Raw genomic sequence first — 20759 nt, 5'->3', positions numbered from 1 at the left:
GTCAGGCCCCCTTGACGTCGGAGGGGCGGGGCTCGGGGCGCCGCGCGGGCTCGGCGGGACGGTCCGGACCCGGGTCCGCCCCGGGGGCGCGCGGCGGCCGGGGCGGAGGCACGTTTCCGCGCGCGGCCGGGGTTCCGGCCTGGTCCGCGGTGACCTCCACGTGCCAGCCGTACCGGGACAGCGCCCGCACCAGGCCCGCCACCATCCGGGGGTCGAACTGCGCGCCCGCACACCGTTCCAGCTCGGTGACGGCGGCGGCGACGGGTCTGGCCCGCCGGTAGGAGCGGGTGGACGTCATGGCGTCGAACGCGTCGGCCACCGCCACCACGCGCGCCGCCTCGGGGATCTGGCCGCCGGCCAGGCCGTAGGGGTAGCCGCTGCCGTCGAGCCGCTCGTGGTGGTGCAGGATCGCACCGCGGGCCTCGCCGAGGAAGCCGATGCCGCGCACCATCTCGTGGCCGTACTCGGGGTGCAGTTCGATCACCGCCCGTTCCTCGGGGGTGAGCGGCCCGTCCTTCCTGAGGACCCGGGTGGGCACCCCGAGCTTGCCGACGTCGTGCAGGATCCCGGCGAACCGGATGACCTCCAGCCGCCCTTCCTCCATGCCGAGTTCGCGCGCGATCATCTCCGAGGCGCGGCCCACGCGTTCGCTGTGGCCGCGGGTGTAGCGGTCCTTGATGTCGACGGCCTGGACGAGGGCGCGGATGGTCGCCTGGTGGGCGGCGCGCTCGCGCTGGTACTGGGCGAAGACCCAGCAGGAGATGTACATCGGCAGCAGCACGAACAGCGCCGCGGGCGGCCCGAACCGGCTGCGCCACAGCACCGCCATCATCAGTCCCGCGAGCCCGTGCACACAGTGCGGGGCGAGCGAGCGCAGCAGGAGGCCGCGCCAGGCGGTGCGCACCGGGCGGCGCTCGGCGGTGGCGAGGATGAGGCCGTCGAGCGCGGTCAGGACCAGGCAGAAGACGAGAGCGGCGACGGCCGCGGGCACCAGAGCGTACGGAAAGTCGGGGGCCGCCGCCGAGCTGCCGCCGCCCAACGCCTCTCGCCCGCCGAGGAGTTGATGGGCGCAGGCCGCCGCGGCGGCGGCGATGGCGAGCTCGGCGGCCCGCCAGGCCCGGCGCACCCGGCGCGGCTCGTCCTCGACGTACGCGATGAGTGCGCCCGGCACCGCGACGAGGGCGGCGGCGGGGGGCGGGAGCAGGAAGACGGCGGCGAGCAGCACCGGGAAGAAGGAGCCGGAGGCGGTCGGCACACTGACCCGGCCGGCCAGGATCGGGCAGCGGGCCGGCCACTCGCACAGCGCGTACAGGCCCGCGAGCAGGGCGACGGCCGCCCAGGGCACGCCCCCGCGGAGCACGGGCAGGGCGCAGGCGCCCGCCCCCGCGGCGGCGGCGACGACCGCGAGGCGCGCGCCCGCCGGAACGTCCCGCAGTCCCCTCGACTCCGCCATGGCCCCCACCTCCCCATCCGCCCGGGCAGTCCATTGCGTACGGCTTCGCGAGGATAGGCCCGTGGGCGGCGGCGTTCAGGCGCATGGTCGGAATAGGCCGTTTCGAGCCACCCGGATTAGCACCTTCGGGTGACGCGTCGCGGGGAAAGCGGAGAGCGGCCCCGGGCCGATGGCCGGGGCCGCTCTCAACTGTCCTGCCGGAAGCGGCAGTTCACCGTTCTTGATCGTCCGCGTCACAGCGGCGGACGGTCCGGGTCGCGCGGGACCCGGGGTCACTCGGGGCGCAGCGTCGGGACCTCTCCGGTGACGACGTCCTGCTCCGGCACGGCCTGGCCGGAGCGGATCAGGTCGATCCGGCCCATGACCTTGGACCGCAGGTCGCTCGGCACGTCGTCCGAGCCGCAGCAGCGCTTCACCAGCTTCTTCACGGCCTGCTCCAGGCCGTACTTCTCCAGGCACGGCGAGCACTCCTCGAAGTGCACCTCGAACTTGTCGCAGTCCGTGGGGGGCATCTCGTGGTCGAGGAACTCGTAGAGATGGTCCAGGACCTCAGAGCAGTCCGTCTCGTGCGGCTCTCCGCAGCTCATGAGCCCGAGCCTTTCGCTTCGTCCGACTCGCCGGCGCCGGCCGGGACGAGCCCGCGGTCCCGGGCGTAGTCCTCCAACATTCCGCGCAGCTGGCGGCGGCCCCGGTGCAGTCGGGACATCACCGTACCGATGGGTGTACCCATGATGTCGGCGATCTCCTTGTACGCAAAGCCCTCTACGTCCGCGAGATACACGGCGATGCGGAACTCTTCCGGAATGGCCTGGAGGGCCGCCTTCACGTCCGAGTCGGGCAGGTGGTCGAGTGCCTGCGACTCGGCTGAGCGCAGACCTGTGGACATGTGCGACTCGGCGCGGGCGAGCTGCCAGTCCTCGATCTCCTCGGCGGCGCTGCGCTGGGGCTCGCGCTGCTTCTTCCGGTAGGAGTTGATGAACGTGTTGGTGAGAATCCGGTAGAGCCAAGCCTTCAGGTTGGTGCCCTCGCGGAACTGGTGGAAGGACCCGTACGCCTTGGCGTACGTCTCCTGGACCAGGTCCTCCGCATCGGCCGGGTTGCGCGTCATGCGCAGGGCCGCGGAGTACATCTGGTCGAGGTAGCCGAGCGCGTCCCGCTCGAAGCGCGCGTTGCGCTCGGCGGTGGTCTCTTCCACGTGGCCGTCGTCGGTCCCTGTGACCGGACCCACCTCCTCGAACGCAGTGACGGGTCCGAATGCGGACCCACTCGAATCGGAGGATAGACGACGATCCGCTCCGCCCGCCGCTCGAACAGGAGCGGTCCTGGCCGCGGAAAGCACCGTCCACTCCAGGTCAGAGGCGGCCTTGCGGCTCGGGCAGATGGTCGAACCCATGCGACGGACTCCCTCTCCACAGCTGGTCTGCGTATCCCTTACGTCCGCCATAACAGCGGCCCCGCACCGCGCATTCCCGGAGCCGACGGAGGGTCAGGGGGACAGACCGCCCAGCCATGCGCCGACCGACCCGGTGATCACGTCCAGCGCGTCCTCCTGGGTGAGGGAGGCACGCTTGGGCACGGCGAACCCGTGGTCGGCGAACGGCACTTCCACGAGCTGGTACGCCCCTTCGGGGAACTCGGCGGGCTTCCCGAAGGGATCGTTGCCGCCCTGGACCACCAGGGTGGGCGCGCCCGCGCCGAGCAGCTCGGGCGCCCGGGACTTCTCCGGCCTGCCCGGCGGGTGCAGCGGGAAGCTCAGGGCGAGGACTCCGGCCGCGCCCAGCTCCGCCGCCGTGCGGCAGGCGACCCGCGCCCCGGCGCTGCGGCCGCCCGCGACGACGGGCAGGCCCTTCTCCGCGACGGCCGGCCACAGCTCCCGCCACCCGGTGTCCAGCGTCTTCGGGGCCGGGGCCAGCTTCTTGCCGGCCACCCGCCAGGGCTGCTCCACCAGGGCCACGCTCACCCCGAGCGGCGGCAGCGCGCCGGCCAGCGCCTGGAGGTCGCGGGCCTCGATGCCGCCGCCCGCGCCATGGCTGACGGCCAGCACCAGGCGGGCCTTCTTCGCGGGGTGCCAGGTGATGCGCGCGTCCCCCGCGCCGGTCTCGATGATCTCGCTGTCGGTCACGGGGCCATCCTGCCCCGCCCCCTGCCCGGCCCCGGGCAGGGCGGTCAGAACAGCGTGCCCTCCTCGGGAGCCTCCAGCTCGGTCAGGAGCTCAGGCCCGTTGTTGCGGACGTTGCTGACCGCCGTCGATACGGGGTAGGCCCGCATGAGGCCCCCGGGCGGCGGCGCGAGCAGTCGGCGCAGCTCCTCGGTGTCGACCCGGGCCGGGTCGAGCCACGACGACCAGCGGTCCGGCGTCAGCATCAGCGGCATCCGGGGGTGGATCTCGGCGAGGGAGCCCGGCCCCTCGGCGGGCGCCACGGCCAGCGGGCCCGTCTCGGCCTCGGTGGTGATCACCGAGCAGGTCACCCACCAGGCCGAGGGGTGGTCGTCGGGCAGGGTGCGGTCGCGCCAGAACTCGTACAGACCGGCCATCGCGAAGACCGAGCCGTCCGCCGGGGTCACGAAGTACGGCTGCTTGCGGGGCCGCTTCTTCTTCCCCTCGACCTCCAGCTCGCGCTCCCCGGTGCCGGTGACCCATTCGTAGTAGCCGTCCGCCGGGATGATGCAGCGGCGCGAGGCGAAGGCCTTCTTGAAGGACGGCTTCTCGTGGACCGTCTCGGCCCGCGCGTTGATCATCCGGGCCGCGCCCTCGGGTGACTTCGCCCACGACGGGACGAGTCCCCACTTCAGCTTGCGCAGCTGACGAACCGGACGGGGATCGCCGGTGTCCTTGAGGGGGCGCTCCAGGACGACGTAGACCTCCTTGGTCGGGGCCACGTTGAAGTCGGGCTCCAGGGCCTCGGCCGGATCCGTCCCCCCGGATCCCGACTCCGCACGACCAGGGGGGACCCCCATCTGTATGTCGAAGACCTCCGAGAGGTCCTCGGGACTTCGGCTCGCCGCATACCTGCCGCACATCTGGGGCCTCCCCTCCGGGCCGCGTCCCGTTCGGTCGTGCGGCCGTGTCGCCTGCCCGCGCCGCTGGGCCGGCCCGGACACGTCCCAGGGTGGCAGACCGGGGCCGGGAGCCGACGGCGGGAACCCCTGGCCCCGCACCGTTCGTCCTACTCGCCACACGCCAGCGCAGTGCCCGGTGCCAGACTGCCACGGCGCCCGTCCCCCATGAGGAGCCGTCCCAGACATGTCCGCCCTGCAAGACTTCCAGCTCTTCGGCACCCAGAGCGCCCCGGCCCAGTGGCTGGTGGTCGTGACCGGCACAGCCGCACTCGTCTTCGTCGTCCCGCACGGCCTGTGGCGGCTTTCGCGGAACGCCATCACCATCGCCCACGAGGGCGGCCACGGCCTGGTGGCGCTGGTCACCGGGCGCCGCCTCGACGGGATCCGGCTGCACTCCGACACCAGCGGCCTGACCGTGAGCCGGGGCAAGCCGCACGGCCTCGGCATGATCCTCACGGCCGCCGCCGGGTACACCGCTCCCCCGCTGCTCGGCCTCGGCGGCGCCTGGCTGCTCGCCGCGCACCACGTCACGCTCTTCCTGTGGCTGGCCACCGCGCTGCTCCTGGCCATGCTGGTGATGATCCGCAACGCGTACGGCGTCCTGACCGTGGTGCTCACCGGTGCCGCGTTCCTGCTCGTCTCGTGGCTGACCGGACCGGACGTCCAGTCCGCGTTCGCCTACACGGCGGTGTGGTTCCTGCTGCTCGGCGGCGTGCGTCCGGCCTTCGAGCTCCAGCGCAAGCGCCGCCGGCACAACGACGGGGACTCGGACGCCGACCAGCTCGCCCGGCTCACCCACGTGCCACCGGCGCTCTGGCTCTTCCTCTTCCACGCCGTTTCGGTGTGCTCACTGATCGGCGGCGGCCGCTGGCTGCTCGGCCTCTAGTGCGCGGCCCCACTAAAGTAAGGGCCATGACCGAAACGCCCGTGCACCCCGCCCTCTGGCCCGCCCCCCTCGCGAGCGGAACCGTCGACGCGACGGTCACCGTGCCCGGATCGAAATCGGTCACCAACCGCGGGCTCGTCCTGGCCGCGCTTGCCGCCGAGCCCGGCTGGCTGCGCCGCCCCCTGCGCTCGCGCGACACCCTGCTGATGGCGGAGGCGCTGCGCACCCTGGGCGTCGGCATCGAGGAGGGCGTGGGCCCGGACGGCTCGGGCGAGGCCTGGCGCGTGATCCCGGCCGGTCTGCACGGCCCGGCCACGGTCGACGTCGGCAACGCCGGTACGGTCATGCGCTTCCTGCCCCCGGTCGCCACGCTCGCCGACGGCCCGGTCCGCTTCGACGGCGACCCGCGCTCCTACGAGCGCCCGCTGGGCGGTGTCATCAACGGCCTGCGCGCGCTCGGCGCCCGCATCGACGACGACAACCGCGGCGCACTCCCGATGACCGTGCACGGCGCGGGCGCCCTCGAAGGCGGCCGGGTGGAGATCGACGCCTCCTCCAGCTCCCAGTTCGTCTCGGCCCTGCTGCTGTCCGCGCCCCGCTTCAACCAGGGCGTCGAGGTCCGGCACGTGGGCGCCACGCTGCCCTCCCTGCCGCACATCCGGATGACGGTCGACATGCTGCGCTGTGTGGGCGCCCAGGTCGACGAGCCGGAGACGGGCGGCGAGCCGAACGTGTGGCGGGTCTCGCACTCGGCGCTGCTCGGCCGCGACCTGACCGTCGAGCCGGATCTGTCCAACGCCCAGCCGTTCCTTGCCGCGGCCCTCGTCACCGGCGGCACGGTCGTCATCCCCGACTGGCCGGCCCGCACCACCCAGCCCGGCGACCAGCTGCGCGGGATCTTCACGGAGATGGGCGGCACCTGCCAACTGACCGACCGCGGGCTGGTGTTCAACGGTTCCGGCCGCATCCACGGCATCGACGTGGACCTGAGCGAGGTGGGCGAGCTGACCCCGGGCATCGCGGCCGTCGCGGCACTCGCCGACTCCCCCTCGACGCTGCGCGGCGTGGCCCATCTGCGGCTGCACGAGACGGACCGGCTGGCCGCGCTCACCAAGGAGATCAACGAGCTGGGCGGGGATGTGACGGAGACCGCGGACGGTCTGCACATCCGCCCGCGCCCGCTGCACGGCGGTGTCTTCCACACCTACGACGACCACCGCATGGCCACCGCCGGCGCGATCATCGGCCTCGCCGTCGCGGGCGTCCAGATCGAGAACGTGGCGACCACGGCCAAGACGCTGCCCGACTTCCCCGACATGTGGAGTTCCATGCTGGCGGGGTCCGGAAGCTGAGCGGGACTTAAGATCATGCGCCGCTACGGCAAGAACCCCGACGAGGACGACATCCGCGTCCGCCCCAACCCCAAGGGCAACCGCCCCCGCACCAGCATCCGCCCCAAGCACGAGGACGCGGCCGAGGGCATGGTCCTCACCGTCGACCGGGGACGGCTGACCTGTCTGGTCGGGGACCGCACGGTCCACGCCATGAAGGCCCGCGAGCTGGGCCGCAAGGCGGCGGTGGTGGGCGACCGGGTCGACATCGTGGGCGACCTGTCCGGCAAGAAGGACACGCTCGCGCGGATCGTGCGGATCGGCAAGCGCACCTCGGTCCTGCGGCGCACGGCCGACGACGACGACCCGTACGAGCGCGTGGTGGTCGCCAACGCCGACCAGCTCGCCATCGTCACCGCGCTGGCCGACCCCGAACCACGCCCCCGCCTCATCGACCGCTGCCTGGTCGCCGCGTACGACGGCGGGCTCACCCCGCTCCTGGTCCTGACCAAGTCGGACCTGGCCCCGGCCGACGAACTCCTGGAGATGTACGGGGCGTTGGGCGTCCCGCACGTGGTCACCTCGCGCGAGGAACTGTACGAGGGCGACGCGGCGGACCGGGTGCGCGAGCAACTGCATGGCAAGGTCACCGCGTTCGTCGGCCACTCCGGCGTCGGCAAGACGACTCTGGTCAACGCGCTGGTCCCGGAGGCACAGCGGCGTATCACCGGCCATGTCAACGCGGTCACCGGGCGCGGCCGGCACACCACCACATCGGCGCTGGCGCTGCCGCTGGACAGCGCGGACGGCGGCTGGGTCGTCGACACTCCGGGCGTGCGGTCCTTCGGGCTCCACCACGTCGACCCGTCCCGGGTGATCCTGGCCTTCCCCGACCTCGTACCGGGCACCGAGAACTGCCCGCGCGCGTGCAGCCACGACGAGGCGGAGTGCGCGCTCGACCAGTGGGTGGCGGACGGGCACGCCGATCCGGCGCGGCTGTACTCGTTGCGCCGACTGCTGGCCACGAGGGAGCGACGCGAGGGCGACTGATCCTGTTTACCGGGGCGTGGGCAGGGCCTCCGTTGCATAATCGCACCAAGTGTTGACCATGCAGTCAGCGACGACGATGCGTTGTGGAGGCCCTGGACATGGCTTGGCTGCTGGTCGTGGTGGCGGGAATCCTGGAGACGGGCTTCGCCGTCTGCCTCAAGCTGTCGCACGGTTTCACCCGGCTGTGGCCGACGATCGCCTTCGCCGCGTTCGCGCTCGGCTCGTTCGGTCTGCTCACCTTGTCGCTGCGGAAGCTGGACGTGGGTCCGGCGTACGCGGTGTGGACGGGCATCGGCGCCGCCGGTACCGCGATCTACGGCATGGTCTTCCTCGGTGACGTGGTCTCCACCCTCAAACTGGTGTCCATCTCGCTGGTCATCATCGGCGTGATCGGGCTCCAGATCTCCGGTTCGGCCCACTGACCCCCTGCCGCAAGCGAGTTGAGGGACCGTCAGGTCCAGGATCCGGCTACCCCACCGCGCGGACCGGGAGCCGGGCGAGCACCGCGCGGATGTATCCGGCCTGCCCCTCGCCCCGTACGGGCGGGGCCACCACGCAGGACAGGCCGAGCCGCACCGCCGTCTCGCAGTACCGGCCGAGCTCCACCGGGTCCGCGCCCGGCACCTGCTGCTCCAGGGCGGTGAGCGCCCGGTCCCGTACGGCAGCCACGAGTTCGGCGGGGCCCGGCACCCCGGCGTCGGCGCGGCGCTGCGCGGGTACCGGCGAGACGGCCACGACGGCCCGGCCGGACGGAGCGGGGAGGCGTTCGCTCCAGCAGCCCGTGAGCAGCGCCCGCACCAGCACGCTGGAGCGGGCCGAGCCGAGCGTCCACTCCGCCACCTGAACCATCCGCTCGGCGGGGCCGCCGCACTCGGCGAGCGCCCGGTCGACGCCCCGCAGATAGACATCGGCCTCCCGGCGCACCAGCGCCCGGCCCAGGCCGTCCTTGCTGCCGAACTCGTTGTAGAGGGTCTGCCGCGAGACCCCGGCGGCGGACGCCACGTCCACCATCCTGACTCCCGGCCAGGGCAGTACCGCGAGCGCCGAGAGAGCGGCGTCCAGCAAGGATTCCCGCGCTGTGGGCATGGTCGCCTCCCGAGTCCCCGCGGCCTTGCGGGGGCTCCGCGTTCAGAGTTGACGGGCCCGGCCGGAGTGTCAAGGGGCGCCGGGGGCGGGTGCGGGGGCGTCCCGGAGTGCGGGCGCCGTGGCCCGCACCGCGGACGGTCGCTACGGTGGTGACCATGCCCGACTATCACGACGATCTGCGTCTCGCCCACGTCCTCGCGGACGCCGCCGACGCGGCCACCATGGACCGGTTCAAGGCTCTCGACCTGGTGGTCGAGACCAAGCCGGACATGACACCGGTGAGCGAGGCCGACAAGGCGGCCGAGGAGGTCATCCGGGGGCATCTCCAGCGTGCGCGGCCACGCGACGCGATCCTCGGCGAGGAGTACGGCCTGGAGGGCACGGGCCCGCGGCGGTGGGTGGTCGACCCGATCGACGGCACCAAGAACTACGTCCGCGGCGTGCCGGTGTGGGCGACCCTGATCTCGCTGATGGAGGCGGGCGAGAACGGCTTCCAGCCGGTCGTCGGCGTCGTCTCGGCGCCCGCCCTGAACCGGCGCTGGTGGGCCGCGAAGGGGCACGGCGCCTTCACCGGCCGCAGCCTGACCTCGGCGACCCGCCTGAAGGTCTCCAGCGTCTCCAAGCTGGCCGACGCCTCGTTCTCGTACTCCTCGCTGAGCGGCTGGGAGGAGCGGGGCAAGCTGGACGACTTCCTGGACCTGACCCGGGAGTGCTGGCGGACCCGGGCGTACGGCGACTTCTGGCCGTACATGATGGTCGCGGAGGGTTCGGTGGACTTCTGCGCGGAGCCGGAGCTGTCCATGTGGGACATGGCGGCGAACGTGATCGTGGTGCAGGAGGCCGGCGGCGTCTTCACCGGCCTCGACGGCCGGACGGGCCCGCACAGCGGCAACGCGGCGGCCTCCAACGGCCTGCTCCACGAGGAGCTGCTCGGCTACCTCGGGGACGCCCCGCAGGGCTGACGCATCGTCAGCGAACTTGCCGCGGGCCCGAGTTGAGCCTTGCCGCAGCCTACGGGCAGCAGCCCTGCGGGCCTGCGGGCCGCACCACTGAGGCGCCCGAGGGGCGTGTGTCGTACTTTTACGCGCCCCTCAACTGGCCTCTACCAGCCCCTTGTTGACGGCCGGTCCGGATGCGACTCTAGGAGTCCCCCCACTTGTGAACTTGTGAATTCCTTCCGGAGCGGGCGTGGTTCGCCGTGCCGGAGACGAATCCACCAAGGAGGTGGCTCCCTTCATGCTCGTCCGTGACGCCATGAGCACGATGGTCCTCACCATCGGACCCGCCCACACCCTCCGCCAAGCGGCCCGGCTGATGTCCGCACGCCGGGTCGGCGCGGCCATCGTCCTCGACCCCGACACCAGCGGCCTCGGCATCCTCACCGAGCGCGACATCCTCAACTCCGTCGGCCTGGGACAGAACCCGGACCACGAGACGGCGAGCAAGCACACCACCACCGACGTCGTCTTCGCGGCGCCGTCCTGGACGCTCGTCGAGGCCGCCGACGCGATGGCCCACGGCGGCTTCCGGCACCTGATCGTGCTCGACGACCACGGACCGGTCGGTGTCGTCTCGGTCCGCGACATCATCCGCTGCTGGGCCCCGGCCCGCCGCGAGACCGCGCTGGCCGGCTGAGACAGCTCTCCCGGCCGAGGCGGTGCTGCGCCACCGCACGCCAGAAGGCCGGACCCGCAACGGAGTCCGGCCTTCTGTCCACCTTCGGCAGGCGAGCGCGTATCAGCCGCGGAGGGCCTGGACCGCGGCTTCGAGCCGCTTGCCGAAGTCACCGTCCGCCTGGCGGAAGTTGTTGATCGCGCGCTCGGCGATGTCCTCGCGCGAGACCTTGGCGATGAAGCCCGCCAGGTTGTCGATCAGGCGGGCCTTCTCGTCCTCCGAGTACAGCCGGTAGAGGTTTCCGGCCTGCACGAAGTCGTTGTCCTCGGCGTGCACGGGGGCCGCGATGGTGCCGGTGACCCCGGTGACCTGGCTGCCCTGCCACAGCGGCCGGTCGGTCTGGGAGGGGCCGCCGAAGCTGTTGGGCTCGTAGTTCTTCGCGCCCTTGTGGCGGCCGTCGTACAGGTGGCCGTCACGGGAGTTGGTGCGCGCCTCGGTGGCGTGCGGACGGTTCACCGGCAGGTGGTCGGCGTTGATGCCGACGCGGTAGCGGTGGGCGTCGCCGTACGCGAAGAGGCGGCCCTGGAGCATCTTGTCCGGCGAGGGACCGATGCCGGGCACGAAGTGCGCGGGGCTGAAGACGGACTGCTCGACCTCGGCGAAGATGTTCTCCGGGTTGCGGTTGAGCTCCAGCTTGCCGATCTCGATCGGCGGGTAGTCCTCGTGCGGCCACACCTTGGTGAGGTCGAACGGGTTGAAGCGGTACGTCGCCGCGTCCGCCTCCGGCATGATCTGCACCTGCACGGTCCAGGACGGGAACTCGCCGCGCTCGATGGCCTCGCGCAGATCACGCTGGTGGCTGTCCGGGTCCTCACCGGCGAGCTTGTTGGCCTCGTCCTGGGTGAGGTTCTTGATCCCCTGGTCGGTCTTGAAGTGGTACTTGACCCAGAAGACCTCGCCGGCCTCGTTGTTCCACTGGAACGTGTGCGAGCCGTAGCCGTTCATGTGGCGCAGGGTCGCCGGGATGCCTCGGTCACCGAAGAGCCAGGTCACCTGGTGGGTGCTCTCGGGGCTCAGGCCCCAGAAGTCCCAGACGTTGTCGGCTTCCTGGCTGCCCGTGTAGGGGTCGCGCTTCTGGGTGTGGATGAAGTCGGGGAACTTGATGGCGTCCTTGATGAAGAAGACGGGGGTGTTGTTCCCGACCAGGTCGTAGTTCCCCTCCTCCGTGTAGAACTTCAGCGCGAAGCCGCGGGGGTCGCGCACGGCGTCGGCGGAGCCGAGGTTGCCGGCCACGGTGGAGAACCGCAGGAACGTCTCGGTCTGCTTGCCGACCTCGGAGAGGAAGGCGGCGCGCGTCCACTGGGACACGTCACGGGTGACGGTGAAGGTGCCGTACGCACCGGCGCCACGGGCGTGGACGATGCGCTCCGGGATGCGCTCGCGGTTGAAGTGGGCGAGCTTCTCCAGGAGCGACTGGTCCTGGATCAGGACCGGACCGCCGGCGCCCGCGGTCGCGCTGTTCTGGTTGTCGGCGACCGGCGCTCCGGCCTCCGTCGTAAGCGGTCCCTGTGTCACGTGCGCCTCCTGCGTCATTCCTACGAGTCCTGTCCCTCGGCCTGAGCCGGGTTCGATCCTACAATGGACATTGTCTAAGTCAAGCAAAGGTCCAAACCCACACGGGTTCGGAACTGGCCCCTCTCCCCTGTTAGGCTGATGTCCATGAGTGACCTGTTGGAGCGACTGCGCGGCCGCGGCTGGCGCATGACCGCACAGCGCCGCGTCGTGGCCGAGGTCCTCGACGGCGACCACGTCCACCTGACGGCGGACGAAGTGCATGCCCGAGCCGTGGAACGCCTGCCCGAGATCTCCCGGGCGACGGTGTACAACACTCTGGGCGAGCTGGTGACGCTCGGCGAGATCCTGGAGGTCTCGACGGACCGTCGCGCCAAGCGCTACGACCCGAACGCACACCGCCCGCACCAGCACCTGGTCTGCGCCCAGTGCGGCGCGATCCGCGATGTGCACCCGCAGGGCAACCCGCTGGCCGACCTGCCCGACACCGAGCGCTTCGGCTTCACCATCGCGGCCGTCGAGGTCACCTACCGCGGCACCTGCCCGAACTGCGCGGCGGCCTGACCCCCGGCACCTGATCCCCCCAACGCACAGAAGCCCTCCGGCCGCTGGCCGGAGGGCTTCTTCTCTGCCGCCTCGCATGGACGGCGTACGCACACGACTGAGGCCCGAATCCCCCAAAGGATTCGGGCCTCAGCCTGCAAGTAGCGGGGACAGGATTTGAACCTGCGACCTCTGGGTTATGAGCCCAGCGAGCTACCGAGCTGCTCCACCCCGCGTCGGTGAACACAACCTTACGGGACGCTGTGGACCAGCGCAAATCTGTTCGCCTGGCCCTGGAAACCCCGCCAGGACTAGGCCGTGAGCTCCTGGTGGAGTGCCTCGCGCAGTCGGGCCGCCCGCTCCGCGACCTCCGCCGGACCCAGCTCGACCGCCCTCGCGCACCAGCGCTGCCCCTCGGACAGCTCACCGTGCCGGGCGGCGAGCAGGGCGAGGCGCAGCGCGGCCCGGCCGTGTCCGGCGTGCGCGGCCCGGGTCCACCACAGGGCGGCCTCGCGCTCGCGGCCCTCAAGGGCGAGCAGCAGGCCGAGGTTGAAGGCGCCGTTGCGGCTGCCCGCCTCGGCGGCCTCCCCGTACCAGCGCGCGGCCGCCTCCAGGTCGTTGCGGGCGGCCGCGAGCATGCCGACCCGCACCTGCGCCCGGCGGTGGCCCTGCTGCGCGGCCCGCTCGTACCACTCCTCGCACTCGGTCTTCTCGCCCAGCGGCTCGCCGAGCACCGGCGGTCCGGGCGGGGGCTGGCGGGCATCGAGGAGGCTGGCGAGGCGGAACGCGGCCTCGGGGCTGCCGCCGCCCGCCGCGCAGCGCAGGTGCCGCTCGGCCGCCTGCTCCTCACCGTCCCGCAGGAGCGCGATGCCGACCTGGAGGGCCGCGTCGGTGTGCCCGGCGGCGGCCGCCCGCTCGTACCACTTCAGGGCCGTCCGGTCGTCGTCGCGGCCGGCGAAGAGGATGCCGAGGTTGAAGGCGGCGTCCACGCTGCCGGCCTCGGCGGCCTTGGAGAACCACGGCTCGGCACCGGTCGCGTCACCGGCCTGGAGCAGCAGGATGGCGAGCGCGTTGGCCGCCTCGCGGTGCCCGGAGTAGGCCGCCCTGCGGTACCACTGCTCGGCCTGGGCCGTGCGGTTCTGGGCGGCGCAGAGCAGCCCCAGGTTGTACGCCCCGTTCACATCCCCCGCGCTCATCGCGGCCCGATACCAGCGCTCGGCGGTCTGCTGCTCGCCGCGTGCCGCGTGCAGTGCGCCGAGCGCGTTGGCCGCGTTGCCGTCGCCGTCCTGGGCGGCGCGCAGCCACCACACGGCGGCGCTCTCCTCGTCGCCCGCGTCGCGCAGCAGGAAGCCGAGGGCGCAGGCGGCCTTGGCCTCGCCGTCCTTGGCGGAGGTCAGGTACCAGCGGCCCGCTTCCTTCAGCTCGCCGCGCTTCTCCAGGATCGCGCCGAGGTGCAGGGCGGCCCTGCGGTGGCCGCGCGCGGCGGCCTGCCGGTACCAGGGCTCGGCCTCGCCGGACGCACCCTCCTCCTCCGGCGCCGGTTCGACAGCGATGTCACCGGGGCCCTCCCCGGACGCCTCGCCGCCGGTACGCCCGTCGAGCAGCCGGGCGAGCCGGTAGGCCGCCTCGCGGTGGCCCTGCTCGGCGGCGGCGCGCAGCCAGCGCTCGGCGCCGACGTCGCTGCGGTGCTCCAGGAGGTCGGCGAGCGCGTACGCGCCGAGGGCGTGGCCCTGCTCGGCGGACTGGCGCAGCCAGTACTCGGCGGCGGGCTCGTCGCCCCGCTCGCGGTAGTGGCGGCCGAGTGCGTGGGCGGCTGCCGCGGATCCGGCGACGGCGGCGATGCGCCACCAGCCGGCCGCCTCGTCCGTGTAGCCGCGCTGGTGGAGCAGGACGCCGAGGTTGTTGGCGGCGGCCCGGTCGCCCTCGGCGGTGGCGCCGCGCAGATAGGCCTCGGCGCCGTCGAGGTCACCGCGGCGCAGCAGCAGGGCGCCGAGGACGCTCATCGACTCGGCGTCGCCGCTGTCGGCAGCACGACGGTGCCGCGCCTCGGTCTCGGCGTCAGCGGTGTCAGCATCCTCATCGGAGCGTGTCTGCACAAACCGCCCTGTCTCCAACAGAGTTGCCCTGTCCCCCATAAATACCATCGTCGCACCACCCGCAACCCGCGTACACCTGGTATACCGCAGCCAGTGAGGTCACTTCAGCGTTTTGTCGACATGCCCACAGAGAGACACACCAAACCCCTTTGGCGCCAACTCCCTTGGACAAGAGCGGTTTTCACGCCGAAGGGTTCCAGCCATCGGCGTGCCGGACAGCCGCGGTGATCTTGGCGCGAACGCGACGAGGGCCCGGATCCTTGAAAGGATCCGGGCCCTCGTCAGTGAGTAGCGGGGACAGGATTTGAACCTGCGACCTCTGGGTTATGAGCCCAGCGAGCTACCGAGCTGCTCCACCCCGCGTCGGTGAACCCAACGCTACCACGGTGGAGACGGCCGCCCGACCAGGGCCGATCCGGCCGGCCAGGGCCGGGCGGTCCTGGCCGGGCGGTCCTGGCCGGGCGGTCCCGGCCGGGCAGGGTCAGCTCTTCGGCTTGCTCGCGTTGGCCTCCGCGTCGGCCGCCTTCTTCAGCGCGTCCTGGAGCGCCTTCTGGGCGTCGCCATAGGCCTTCCAGTCGCCCTTGGCGAGCGCCGCCTGGCCGTCGTCGTACGCCTTCTGGGCGTCCGTGATGGCCTGGTTCACCGTGGCGTCGCCGGTGGTCGGCGGCGTGGTGGGGGGTGGGGTGGTCGGCGGTGTGGTCGGCGGCGTCGTCGTGGGCGGCGGGGTGGCCCCGTCGGCGCCGAACACCGCGCTGAGCGCGTCCGCCAGGTTGTCCTTGAAGGCGGTCTTGTCCCCGTACGCGACGCCGACCTTCTTCAGGAGCGGATAGTTGGCGCTGCCACCGCGTGCGTACACCGGCTCGATGTACAGGAAGCCCCCGCCGAGTGGCACGGTCAGCAGGTTCCCGTAGTCGATCTCGGAGTCGGTGCCTCTCAGGTTCCTTACGAACTCGGCGACTTCGGGCAGGCCGTTCAGCTTGCTCTGCACCTGCTGCGGGCCCTGCACGTTGTCGGTGACCTGGAGCAGTCTGATCTTGCCGTAGTCCTTGCTCGCGGCATCGGCGTCGACCGCCATGAACCCGCCCAGGTTGGGCCGGCCGTTGGGCGTGAACGTCGTCGTCAGCGAGAACATCTTCCCCTGCGACTCGGCCCCCGGCATCTTCATGGACAGGTAGTACGGCGGAACCGCGTTGTTGTCCTTGTTGGTCGGGTCGTCCGGGACCTGCCAGGCGTCACTGCCGCTGTAGAACTGCGCGGGGTCGGTGACGTGGTAGCGGGTCAGCAGCTCGCGCTGGACCTTGAACATGTCCTGCGGGTAGCGCAGGTGCGAGAGCAGCTCGCCGGGGATGGCGGACTTGGCCTTCACCGTGCCCGGGAACGCCTTCATCCAGGTCTTGAGGACCGGGTCGTTGTCGTCCCACTGGTACAGCGTGACCGTGCCGTCGTACGCGTCGACGGTCGCCTTCACCGAGTTGCGGATGTAGTTGACCTGGTTCTCCTGGGCCACCACCGCCCGCTGGTTGTTGGTCAGCGAGTCCGTCGTCGTCTCACCGAGCGTGGTGCGCGAGGCGTAGGGATAGCCGTTGGTCGTCGTGTACGCGTCGACGACCCACTGGATGCGCTTGCCCACGACCGCCGGATAGGCGTCCCCGTCGATGGTCAGCCAGGGGGCGACCGCCTCGACGCGCTCCTTCGGGGTGCGGTTGTAGAGGATCTTCGAGCCCTTGCCGATGGCTCCCGAGTACAGGATCTGCGGCTCGTTGAACGTGACGGCGTACGCGGCCCGGTTGAAGGGGTTGGACAGGCTCACGCCGCCCTTGCCCTCGAAGCTCGTGGTGACCTGGCCCTTGCCCTCGCTCTCGTAGTCGAGCTCCTTCTGGGGCCCGCCGACGATCGAGTACTGGTCCGTCTTCTCGCCGTAGTAGATGCGCTGCTGGTAGTCGGAGGCGAGCTGGCCGCTGGTGGGCAGCCCGGACTCGGTGAAGTCGGGCGCGCCGTTGACGTCCACGCTGGTGCCCTTGGCCGCGATCGCGCCGAAGCCGTGGGTGTAGGTGAAGTGGTCGTTGATCCAGTTGCGCTTGTCGATGCCCTTGAGGTTGAGCTCGCGCAGCCCGATGACGGTGTCCTGCTCCTTGCCGTCCTTGTCCTTGTACCGGTCCACGTCCAGGGTCGAGGGGAACTGGTAGTACTTGCGCTCCTGCTGGAGCTGCTGGAAGGCGGGCGAGACGACGTTCGGGTCGATCAGCCGGTAGCTGGCCGCCGAGTCGGCGTCCGAGCGCAGCTTCGGGTTGTCCTTGGCGGCGGTGGTGCCCTTGTACTTCTGCACATCCGTGTTGTCGATGTCGTACGCCTTGCGGGTGGCATCGATGTTCTTCTGGATGTACGGGGCTTCCTTGGCCTGCTCGTTGGGCTCGACCTGGAACTTCTGCACGATCGCCGGGTAGAGCCCGCCGATGAGGATGGCGGAGAGCACCATCAGGCCGAAGCCGATGACGGGCAGCTGCCACGTGCGGCGCCACAGCGTGGCGAAGAACAGCACGGCGCAGATGACCGCGATGCAGAACAGGATGGTCTTGGCCGGCAGATAGGCGTTGGCGTCGACGTACCGCAGGCCCGTCCACTTGTTGGTCGCCTTGAAGTCACTGGACTTGACCGCGAGTCCGTACCGGTCCAGCCAGTACGCCACGGCCTTCAGGATCACGAAGACGCCGAGCAGCACCGAGAGGTGACCGGTGGCCGCGCCCGTGGCACGGGCGCCGGGGCTGGTGATGCGCAGCCCGCCGTACAGGTAGTGCGTGAGGGCGGCGGCGATGAGCGACAGGACGGCGGCGGCGAAGCCGAAGCCGAGCATGAAGCGGTACCAGGGCAGGTCGAAGGCGTAGAACGACACGTCCAGCTTGAACTGGGGGTCCTTCTGTCCGAACGGCACCCCGTTGACCCACATCAGCCAGGTGCGCCACTGACCGGATGCGGAGGCGCCGGCGATGAGCCCGATGAGCGCGGTGACCCCGAGCAGCATCCACTTCTTGTACGGGGCGATGCCCATCCGGTAGCGGTCGAGGCTCTGCTGCTCCAGGGACATCGCGCTGAGCGGCGGCCGGAGCCGGTGCGCCAGCCAGATGTTGAGGCCGACGGCGAAGGCCATCAGGAGTCCGAAGACGAGGAACAGTCCGATCTTCGTCCACAGCTGGGTGGTGAAGACCGACGAGTAGTGGACCGAGCGGTACCAGAGCCAGTCGGTCCAGAACCCCGCGAACATGACGAAGGCCATGGCGAGCACGGCCAGAATGCCCAGTGTCATGAGCAGGGTCCTGGCCCGGCGGGACGGCCGGCCGACTCTGATCCGTGGCCCGGACGGGCCTGAGCCGCGGTCCGGCATCTGGAAAGCCAAGGTGCGCACCTCGAAGTTCGCTGTCGTATGGGCGGGCCCCGCGATCGTAGAGCCCACTCATGCAACTTACTGAGGCTTTACTCAGTTCCCGATCGGGGGGTGAAAGAGGGCAGGATGTTGTCCATGTCCAACGTTTCCCCCTCCGGCCCTCCGATGGCCGCGAGCCCGCTCACCCGCGCGGTGCTCGAAATCGACGAGTACGCATCCCGTCTGGGCTGGGACAAGCCGGCCCGGCTCTTCGCGCTCGTCGACACCGCGAAGCTCCGTGCCCAGGTACCGAACCTGTCCTCCCCCGCCGACGACGCCCAGGTCTCCGGCCTCACCCCCGTCGATCAGGAGGAGATCCCGCGGAACAAGCCGCTGGACAAGTTCCTCGGCACCATCGCCTGGCCCGACACGGTGGCCGGCTGCGCGCTCACGGTGGAGCGCATGATGCTGCCGCCGTCCGCCGAGGCCTCCGTGCCGGAGGGCCTCAGCGACAAGGAGCTGGCCAAGTGGGTGGCCGCCCACCCCGACCGCCAGGAGGTGCGGATGACGGTGGCGGTGCTGCGCGGCGGCGCCCGCGAGTCCGCCATCCGGCTGCGCGAGAAGGACTCCGCCACCGAGGTCCTGACCGGCCCCGACCTGGTTCCCGGCCTCGCCGAGGCGCTGGCCGCGACCTTCGCCTAGCGGCCCCTCGGGGGCGCGGTCGGCGTTACTTGGCCGAGCAGCTCGGCAGGCCGGCCGTGTTCCCCGTGCGGATCTTGTCGAGCGCCTGCCGGGCGTCGTGGATGGTGTCGACCTTGACCAGGGTCAGCCCCGAGGGGATGTCCGAGGCGGCCGCGGCGCAGTTGTCCTTGGGCGTCAGGAAGTAGCGGGCGCCCGCCTGGCGTGCGCCGATCAGCTTCATCTCGATACCGCCGATCGGGCCGACCTTGCCGGCGTCGTCGATCGTTCCGGTGCCGGCCACGAACTTTCCGCCCGTCAGGTCCTCGGGCGTCAGCTTGTCGACGATGCCGAGCGAGAACATGAGGCCCGCGCTGGGGCCGCCGACGTCGGCGAGATTGATGTCGACGCTGAACGGGAACGCGTGGTCGGTCCCGGCCTGGATGCCGACGATGGCCCGGTTGCTGTCGGAGGCCTTCTCCGTGGTGATGGTGAGCTTCTCACCGCCCTCGGGCGCCTTGCCGGCCTTCTTGGCGGCGGCGGTGTCCTTGGCGGGGACGATCGTGAAGACCACGTTCTGGCCGGGCTTGTGCTTGGTGACGAGCGCCGCGACATCGCCGGGCTTGGTCACCGGAGTTCCGTCGACGGCCTTGATCGCGTCCCCGGCGTGCAGCTTGCCCTCGGCGGGGCTGCCCTTGACGACGGAGGAGACGATGACCCAGCTCTTCACCGGGATGTGCAGCTCGTTCAGGGCCGCGACCTTCGCGCTCTCCTGGGACTGGCTGAACTCCTCGGCGTTCTCCTGGTTGGACTGCTCGTCCGTCTTGCCGTCCGGGTAGAGCGTGTCGTGCGGGACGACGACGCTGTCGTGCGCCAGCCAGCCGTACACGGCCTCGACGAGGTTCATCCGGTAGTCCGCCCCGGTGACCCTGACCGTCGTCATGTTGAGGTGACCGGTCGTCGGGTACGTCTGGTGGCCGGAGATCTGGAGCACCGGCTCGCCGCCGGAGTCGCCGAGGGTGTTCACGGTGGGGCCGGGAGACATCTCCGCGTACGGCACTTTGATGAGCACCCCGGCGCAGAGCAGCGCGATCAGCACGAGGGTGGAGGCGAGCATCGTCGCGGTGCGGCGTGGCATGGAACGACAGTACGGGACCGATCTGTGGGCCCACCCCTGGGGCCGGTCCGTACGGGGGCCGTTGGCGAACGCGTACGGGCAAAGACCGCTGTGCGCCGACGGTCGGGAGTCAGAGGGCGTCGGATCCGGAGTGGGATTTGTCCATCGCTTCACGGAACCGGCTGTATCCGGCGAGTTCAGCCACATCGCCGGAGGTGCGATCGCGGGCGGCCCAGCTCGCCCATATCGCCGCGCCGACAGCAGCGAAAAGCGGAATCAGCAGCCAAAGCAGTACAGCCATTCCGACCTCCCGTCCCCAAATGAGCGACCGCAACCGACAGATCAGCAGATTAGCCATCTGCTGGTTCAACGCTTGCGCCAGGGGTGCGGTTACGCAAATCGGGGCGCATGGCACCCGACGGGGTTTCAGATACGGAGGCCGCGTCAGCAGGCCCCGACCCACTCCTCCGTACCGTCCGAGAATCGCTGGTGCTTCCAGATCGGGACCTCGTGCTTGAGGTCGTCGATCAGCTTGCGGCAGGCCTCGAAGGCCTCCGCGCGGTGCGGGCAGGACACCGCGACGACGACCGCGATATCCCCGACCTCCAGATCACCCACACGGTGGACGGCGGCAAGCGCGCGGACCGGATAGTCGGCGACGACCTTCTCGGCCACCCGGCGCATCTCCGCCTCGGCGCTCGGATGGCAGGAGTACCCGAGCCTGTCGACGTCGGTGCCGCCGTCGTGGTTGCGCACGGTGCCGACGAAGAGCGTCGTGCCACCCGCCGCGAAGTCGCCCGAGGCCGCGAAGACCTGGTCGACCGAGAGCGGGGTGTCACGGATCGCGAGAAGGCGGATCGGGTCGTGCGCCGCCTGCTCGCCGGGGTGGTCGGGGTACGTGCGTGCCATGGTTCC

At 71.1% G+C, this 20759-nt stretch carries 20 protein-coding genes and 2 tRNA genes; 8 read left to right on the top strand and 14 right to left on the bottom strand.

The window, feature by feature from the left end:
- Window position 1: 1 nt before the first annotated feature.
- The 5 genes from CG740_RS11895 to CG740_RS11875 all read right to left on the bottom strand — a co-directional run bounded on the left by CG740_RS11895 (window position 2) and on the right by CG740_RS11875 (window position 4474).
- Window positions 2–1435: an HD-GYP domain-containing protein gene (locus CG740_RS11895; RefSeq protein WP_442802820.1), complete on the bottom strand. Its 1434-nt coding sequence runs from the start codon at window positions 1433–1435 to the stop codon at window positions 2–4.
- Window positions 1436–1725: 290 nt separating this feature from the next.
- Window positions 1726–2040 carry a mycothiol system anti-sigma-R factor gene (gene rsrA, locus CG740_RS11890; protein ID WP_100575009.1) on the bottom strand — a complete coding sequence of 105 codons (315 nt, stop codon included), beginning with the start codon at window positions 2038–2040 and terminating at the stop codon, window positions 1726–1728.
- Complete coding sequence (locus CG740_RS11885; protein WP_167157084.1) at window positions 2037–2681, bottom strand: sigma-70 family RNA polymerase sigma factor; 645 nt, start codon at window positions 2679–2681, stop codon at window positions 2037–2039. Before CG740_RS11885 ends, rsrA begins: the two co-directional genes overlap by 4 nt.
- Window positions 2682–2939: 258 nt before the next feature.
- Window positions 2940–3575: an alpha/beta hydrolase family protein gene (locus tag CG740_RS11880; protein WP_100575007.1), complete on the bottom strand. Its 636-nt coding sequence runs from the start codon at window positions 3573–3575 to the stop codon at window positions 2940–2942.
- Window positions 3576–3619: 44 nt separating this feature from the next.
- A complete protein-coding gene (locus CG740_RS11875; protein ID WP_100575006.1) occupies window positions 3620–4474 on the bottom strand; it encodes an SOS response-associated peptidase in 855 nt (284 codons plus the stop codon).
- Between the two features lie 223 nt (window positions 4475–4697).
- Here CG740_RS11875 and CG740_RS11870 point away from each other — a divergent pair, with 223 nt between their 5' ends.
- The 4 genes from CG740_RS11870 to CG740_RS11855 all read left to right on the top strand — a co-directional run bounded on the left by CG740_RS11870 (window position 4698) and on the right by CG740_RS11855 (window position 8202).
- A complete protein-coding gene (locus CG740_RS11870; protein ID WP_100575005.1) occupies window positions 4698–5399 on the top strand; it encodes a M50 family metallopeptidase in 702 nt (233 codons plus the stop codon).
- 26 nt (window positions 5400–5425) lie between these two features.
- Window positions 5426–6751: a 3-phosphoshikimate 1-carboxyvinyltransferase gene (aroA, locus tag CG740_RS11865; RefSeq protein WP_100575004.1), complete on the top strand. Its 1326-nt coding sequence runs from the start codon at window positions 5426–5428 to the stop codon at window positions 6749–6751.
- A 15-nt stretch (window positions 6752–6766) separates the two neighbouring features.
- Window positions 6767–7780 carry a ribosome small subunit-dependent GTPase A gene (gene rsgA / locus CG740_RS11860; protein ID WP_100575003.1) on the top strand — a complete coding sequence of 338 codons (1014 nt, stop codon included), beginning with the start codon at window positions 6767–6769 and terminating at the stop codon, window positions 7778–7780.
- A 98-nt stretch (window positions 7781–7878) separates the two neighbouring features.
- Window positions 7879–8202 (top strand): DMT family transporter, encoded by a 324-nt coding sequence (locus tag CG740_RS11855; RefSeq protein ID WP_100575099.1) that lies wholly within the window; start codon window positions 7879–7881, stop codon window positions 8200–8202.
- Between the two features lie 46 nt (window positions 8203–8248).
- Here CG740_RS11855 and CG740_RS11850 read toward each other — a convergent pair whose 3' ends face one another.
- Window positions 8249–8866, bottom strand: coding sequence for a TetR/AcrR family transcriptional regulator (locus tag CG740_RS11850; protein ID WP_100575002.1), 618 nt, complete (start codon window positions 8864–8866; stop codon window positions 8249–8251).
- Window positions 8867–9021: 155 nt separating this feature from the next.
- On the opposite strand from CG740_RS11850, the gene hisN reads away from it, so the two are divergent.
- Window positions 9022–9828, top strand: coding sequence for a histidinol-phosphatase (hisN, locus tag CG740_RS11845; protein ID WP_100575098.1), 807 nt, complete (start codon window positions 9022–9024; stop codon window positions 9826–9828).
- A gap of 274 nt (window positions 9829–10102) precedes the next feature.
- Window positions 10103–10501 carry a CBS domain-containing protein gene (locus CG740_RS11840; RefSeq protein ID WP_100575001.1) on the top strand — a complete coding sequence of 133 codons (399 nt, stop codon included), beginning with the start codon at window positions 10103–10105 and terminating at the stop codon, window positions 10499–10501.
- Between the two features lie 102 nt (window positions 10502–10603).
- Here the strand turns inward: CG740_RS11840 and CG740_RS11835 are convergent, their stop codons facing one another.
- Complete coding sequence (locus CG740_RS11835; protein ID WP_100575000.1) at window positions 10604–12073, bottom strand: catalase; 1470 nt, start codon at window positions 12071–12073, stop codon at window positions 10604–10606.
- A gap of 126 nt (window positions 12074–12199) precedes the next feature.
- Here CG740_RS11835 and CG740_RS11830 point away from each other — a divergent pair, with 126 nt between their 5' ends.
- Window positions 12200–12616, top strand: coding sequence for a Fur family transcriptional regulator (locus tag CG740_RS11830; protein ID WP_053729883.1), 417 nt, complete (start codon window positions 12200–12202; stop codon window positions 12614–12616).
- 141 nt (window positions 12617–12757) lie between these two features.
- Here the strand turns inward: CG740_RS11830 and CG740_RS11825 are convergent.
- The 4 genes from CG740_RS11825 to CG740_RS11810 all read right to left on the bottom strand — a co-directional run bounded on the left by CG740_RS11825 (window position 12758) and on the right by CG740_RS11810 (window position 18070).
- Window positions 12758–12831: transfer RNA gene (locus tag CG740_RS11825), tRNA-Met, on the bottom strand.
- A 75-nt stretch (window positions 12832–12906) separates the two neighbouring features.
- Window positions 12907–14739: a tetratricopeptide repeat protein gene (locus tag CG740_RS11820; RefSeq protein ID WP_100574999.1), complete on the bottom strand. Its 1833-nt coding sequence runs from the start codon at window positions 14737–14739 to the stop codon at window positions 12907–12909.
- A 241-nt stretch (window positions 14740–14980) separates the two neighbouring features.
- Window positions 14981–15054 (bottom strand) — tRNA-Met (locus CG740_RS11815).
- 118 nt (window positions 15055–15172) lie between these two features.
- Window positions 15173–18070, bottom strand: coding sequence for a UPF0182 family membrane protein (locus CG740_RS11810; protein WP_100575097.1), 2898 nt, complete (start codon window positions 18068–18070; stop codon window positions 15173–15175).
- A 135-nt stretch (window positions 18071–18205) separates the two neighbouring features.
- On the opposite strand from CG740_RS11810, the gene CG740_RS11805 reads away from it, so the two are divergent.
- On the top strand, window positions 18206–18751 hold the full coding sequence (locus tag CG740_RS11805) for a PPA1309 family protein (protein WP_100574998.1): 546 nt from the start codon (window positions 18206–18208) through the stop codon (window positions 18749–18751).
- Window positions 18752–18776: 25 nt separating this feature from the next.
- Here CG740_RS11805 and CG740_RS11800 read toward each other — a convergent pair whose 3' ends face one another.
- The 3 genes from CG740_RS11800 to CG740_RS11790 form a co-directional block, all read right to left on the bottom strand.
- Entirely contained in the window at window positions 18777–19865 is a 1089-nt protein-coding gene (locus tag CG740_RS11800) for a YlbL family protein (RefSeq protein ID WP_100574997.1), read from the bottom strand.
- Window positions 19866–19974: 109 nt separating this feature from the next.
- Window positions 19975–20145, bottom strand: coding sequence for a hypothetical protein (locus CG740_RS40310; protein WP_199846412.1), 171 nt, complete (start codon window positions 20143–20145; stop codon window positions 19975–19977).
- Between the two features lie 143 nt (window positions 20146–20288).
- Window positions 20289–20753, bottom strand: coding sequence for a molybdenum cofactor biosynthesis protein MoaE (locus CG740_RS11790; RefSeq protein WP_100574995.1), 465 nt, complete (start codon window positions 20751–20753; stop codon window positions 20289–20291).
- Window positions 20754–20759 lie beyond the last annotated feature (6 nt).

Source organism: Streptomyces sp. CB01201, assembly GCF_002803085.1.
GTDB lineage: Bacteria > Actinomycetota > Actinomycetes > Streptomycetales > Streptomycetaceae > Streptomyces > Streptomyces hundungensis.
The sequence above is the reverse complement of the archived record's forward strand: the minus strand, read 5'-3'. Positions and strand labels throughout refer to the sequence as shown.

Coding starts and splice junctions, on each gene's coding strand:
- CG740_RS11820 (WP_100574999.1), bottom strand. CDS start 14,739: ATGGTATTTATGGGGGACAGGGCAACTCTGTTGGAGACAGGGCGGTTT.
- CG740_RS11830 (WP_053729883.1), top strand. CDS start 12,200: ATGAGTGACCTGTTGGAGCGACTGCGCGGCCGCGGCTGGCGCATGACC.
- CG740_RS11790 (WP_100574995.1), bottom strand. CDS start 20,753: ATGGCACGCACGTACCCCGACCACCCCGGCGAGCAGGCGGCGCACGAC.
- rsgA (WP_100575003.1), top strand. CDS start 6,767: ATGCGCCGCTACGGCAAGAACCCCGACGAGGACGACATCCGCGTCCGC.
- CG740_RS11855 (WP_100575099.1), top strand. CDS start 7,879: ATGGCTTGGCTGCTGGTCGTGGTGGCGGGAATCCTGGAGACGGGCTTC.
- rsrA (WP_100575009.1), bottom strand. CDS start 2,040: ATGAGCTGCGGAGAGCCGCACGAGACGGACTGCTCTGAGGTCCTGGAC.
- CG740_RS11875 (WP_100575006.1), bottom strand. CDS start 4,474: ATGTGCGGCAGGTATGCGGCGAGCCGAAGTCCCGAGGACCTCTCGGAG.
- aroA (WP_100575004.1), top strand. CDS start 5,426: ATGACCGAAACGCCCGTGCACCCCGCCCTCTGGCCCGCCCCCCTCGCG.
- CG740_RS11850 (WP_100575002.1), bottom strand. CDS start 8,866: ATGCCCACAGCGCGGGAATCCTTGCTGGACGCCGCTCTCTCGGCGCTC.
- CG740_RS11805 (WP_100574998.1), top strand. CDS start 18,206: ATGTCCAACGTTTCCCCCTCCGGCCCTCCGATGGCCGCGAGCCCGCTC.
- CG740_RS11870 (WP_100575005.1), top strand. CDS start 4,698: ATGTCCGCCCTGCAAGACTTCCAGCTCTTCGGCACCCAGAGCGCCCCG.
- CG740_RS40310 (WP_199846412.1), bottom strand. CDS start 20,145: ATGGCTGTACTGCTTTGGCTGCTGATTCCGCTTTTCGCTGCTGTCGGC.
- CG740_RS11835 (WP_100575000.1), bottom strand. CDS start 12,073: ATGACGCAGGAGGCGCACGTGACACAGGGACCGCTTACGACGGAGGCC.
- hisN (WP_100575098.1), top strand. CDS start 9,022: ATGCCCGACTATCACGACGATCTGCGTCTCGCCCACGTCCTCGCGGAC.
- CG740_RS11840 (WP_100575001.1), top strand. CDS start 10,103: ATGCTCGTCCGTGACGCCATGAGCACGATGGTCCTCACCATCGGACCC.
- CG740_RS11810 (WP_100575097.1), bottom strand. CDS start 18,070: ATGCCGGACCGCGGCTCAGGCCCGTCCGGGCCACGGATCAGAGTCGGC.
- CG740_RS11800 (WP_100574997.1), bottom strand. CDS start 19,865: ATGCCACGCCGCACCGCGACGATGCTCGCCTCCACCCTCGTGCTGATC.